The organism is Zongyangia sp. (assembly GCF_965361945.1).
Genome location: NZ_CBDTOK010000068.1, coordinates 1 through 3,126 on the forward strand (window position 1 = coordinate 1; position 3,126 = coordinate 3,126).

Consider the following 3,126-nt stretch of genomic DNA (forward strand, 5'->3'; position numbering starts at 1 on the left):
GATACGCTGGGTTTCCGTGTTGTAGGTGACGACAACCTTCTGCTGTTCTTTGGTGCGAAGGTTAAACCCGAAGCTTGTTGCGCCCTCCGGAGTAAATGTGGCCTCGATGTCATAAAGCTGGCCGGTAACATCTTTCAGGATATTCTCGGTGTCCGGAGTGACGGTGAGGTCTTCCGCAGAGTAGATCAAATCCTTGCGGATGGAGTCCACCTCCTCCACAGGATAGGAGTTGAGGCGGTATTGGCCATTTTCATAGATGAGGGTAGTCTCCAGGGGCAGGGACTGGGCGCCTTGCCAGTTTTTATTGTCAGCGGGACTGAGGAAATAGTCGCGCATCCAGCTGACCAGAATGCGGCGGCCTTGGGGATCATTGTAGTAGCTCTGGGTGGCGTACATATCCCCACCGGAATACATGGGAGAGATAGCGTCGGTTTCCGCTTCGAATTTATAAAGTCCGTCTTCGTCTTTGACCAGGTCGCCCACCACATAGAAGGTGCCGCCGCCGGTATAGACCCATTTCACGTTGTCGGGATCCCCGTTGACAGGCAGCGGGAAGAAGTCGGGGCACTCGGAGTGGATTTCACCGCCGCTGGCGTAGGTGAGTTCGTCGTTGAGGGTCCAGTCAATGAGATTCTCTGAGGTGAAGATACGCCCACGGCCGCCGGCCACAATCATCAGCCAGAAGCCGCCGTGCTCATAGCTTTCATCCTCCAGCCAGATGATCTTGGGATCCCGGAAGTTGAGGTCATAGCGATCCCCGTCGTTTTTGATAACAGGGTTGCCTTCGTATTTGATCCAGGTGGTGCCATAATCGGTGGAATAGGCCAGGGATTGTTTCTGGCTGCCGTAGGTTTCGTCGCCGCCCTGGTTGGTATAAATGGCGACCAACCGGGAAGCGGGAGGTGTGCTTTCATCGAACAGGCCGCTGGTATTCTTCTCGTCAATGACGCCGCAGCCGGACCAAATATTCCCCAGGTTATCCGCCGGAATGGCTACCGGGAGTTCAGTCCAGGCGACCAAATCCCTGGAGATGGCATGGCCCCAAGTGGTACCCTCCCCAGCGGCGTACTGGTAATACAGGTGATACAGGCCGGTGGTAGCGTCATACATCAGGCCGTTGGGGTCGTTCATCCAGTTTGCCTCTTCCGAGAAATGAAATTGGTTGCGGTATTTTTCGGTGTAAGCGATAGCAGGATCCTGCTGCCGCTTGATTTTAAAGTTGGTGGTGGTGACAAAACCGCTTTCCTTATCGGCGATGGTGAGGGCAAAGGAATTCTCCCCTACCTCCAAGGGGACTTCACAGGGCTGCCCACTTTCGGCTGGAATGCCATCAATAGTAATGGTGCCCTCTCCTGAAATTGTGGGGATGAAGGTGACAGATTCAGTGTCATAAGGGACAAACCCACGGTAGTTGTAGACGTCGGGAGAGAAAGCGGGCAACAGGTCAAAGCCCTCGGTCTCCAACCCGGTGAGCAGGGAGATGGAGGAAGGATCCTTTTCCTCATAGTAAACGTTTTGATAGGTGGCGGTGCAGTTATAGAGGTTGAGACCGAACACCCCTTCAGTCAGCTCGTCATTGGAGCCGGTGACGGCCAGTACGTCGTCTACATAAAGGTTGAGGGCCGGGCCGTAGGTTTCCACCCGGATGTGATAGGTGTCCTTATTTTCCGGCAGCTGATAGGTGTTGCCGATCTGGGCCTCCCCGGTGACCTCTCCCTCCGCGTTCTGGGTGAAGCGGAGGATCCGGGCGGTGCCGCCCCGGGAGAGTGTGGCAATATAATAGGCGGAATGATCTTCTTTGGCGCGGAAGATGGGGCCGCCGGCGCCGCCTCCGTTGAAGGTTAGATCCATTTCATAGACAAAGTTTTTAGCGCTGGTGGTGGAAAAGGCGGCAAAGTTGAGCGATCCAGTGCCTTGGTATCCCTCTTCCATGTTGATCCACTGGCCGGTTTGGCCCGCCCAGCCTTCAATGTTGGTCTTGAAATTGGGCACAACGGGAGGCGTGTTATCCGTAAATTCGATGTTTTCAAACTTCGCGGCGCAGTTAAAGGTCATGAGCCCCACATAGCCACCGTTCAGGCGGGGATAGTTTTTCTCAATGAGACGTTCGCCATCCACATCTACATAGATGTCCCCTTCAGCAGTAACCTCCACCCGCAGATGGTAAGGCTCGGTGACAGAATCGGGAAGGACGGCATAGACCTGCAGGCCGTTTTCAGAATCCTGCCAGGTCCCTTCACAGAACAGACGGACCTGTCCGCCGCCCAGATGGACGCCGCACCAGGAGCCGCCGCTGTCGGTAGGGGAGAGGCAGTCGAAGATCAGGCCGCCGGTAGCGGCGCCGCCCAGGAAGGTGACGTCCGCCTCATAGACAAAGGCTTCAGAATAAGTCTCGGAAATGACCTTGTTGTTTTTATCCGGCACCTCGGCGGGTACCTCGTTGATGGTAACCACGCCGTCATGGTCGATGGTGAAATAGTTTCCCGAAAGCTCCCCTAAGGCCTCGGAGGGCGGCGGGGTGGTGTCGGTGAACTGGATGTTCTCAAATCTTGCTTTGCTGGAATAGGTGGTGAAGCCCACATAGCCGCCTTCCAGGCCGCTGTAGGCTTTGTTGATGACCTCCGTCCCGTCCACAGAGACGATGATGGCGGTCTGGGTGACCTCCAACCGCAGCTCATAGGGTTCCGCCGCGCCGGAGGGAATGCCTACGATCTCGTTAAGCCCGTTTTCGGTGTCGGCATAATTCCCCTCGCAGAAGAGCCGGACACTGCCGCTGCCGATGTGCAGGGCGCACCAGTTAGCCCCGGGATCGGTGGGGGATTTGGCGTTGAAAAGCAGGCCGCCGGTGCCTCCCTCCAAGAAGCTGAGGTCTGCTTCCAGGATAAAAGTTTCTCCGTAGGTGTCGGAGATGACAAAGTTATTGCCGTTGACGGTGTTGGCGATGACGGCATCGCCCTCTTGGGTAAAGCTCCCCGAGAAATTGCCGAGGGGAGCCGCCGCTGACGCTGTCAGAGGGACAAACATGGTGATCACCATGCTCAACGCCAGCACCAGGGAAAACAGCCGGTTTCTTCTCCGCTTTTTCATCGGTTGCATTTGCACTTCACTCCTTCTTCTCTCCAGATG

At 56.0% G+C, this 3,126-nt stretch carries 1 protein-coding gene; it reads right to left on the reverse strand.

What is annotated here, in order from left to right; translation table 11 throughout:
• Nucleotides 1–3,096: cadherin-like beta sandwich domain-containing protein (locus ACZ25G_RS04410; RefSeq protein WP_463681673.1), on the reverse strand; the 3,096-nt coding region annotated here is incomplete at its 3' end.
• Nucleotides 3,097–3,126: the final 30 nt, after the last annotated feature.